Below are 255 nucleotides of genomic sequence, written 5' to 3' on the forward strand. Positions count from 1 at the left end.
TCTTTTTAACATTGAAAGATAACGTGTTTTCGCTGGCCTTTATATTTGTTGGGGTTGTAGGTTGGGTTATTTATACGATGGGTGGTCAAACGTGTAGCGATTGGTCAACATTACGTTATTCTACGTTGACTTGTGTATTTGGTACGACTGTCACAGGGATTATAACTGTAATCATTACATCGTTTGGATACGTATCGGTTCCGAGTATGGGAACGATTTCTATCGTGAAATATGATTTATTGTTTATGATGACAT

The 255-nt window shown here is 36.9% G+C and carries 1 pseudogene; it reads left to right on the forward strand.

The features are described 5' to 3' along the window. Window positions 1-255: pseudogene (locus tag SB658_RS25690) on the forward strand (EamA family transporter); the annotation flags it as partial.

This window comes from Bacillus sp. SIMBA_008 (assembly GCF_046535495.1).
Taxonomy (GTDB): domain Bacteria; phylum Bacillota; class Bacilli; order Bacillales; family Bacillaceae; genus Bacillus; species Bacillus subtilis.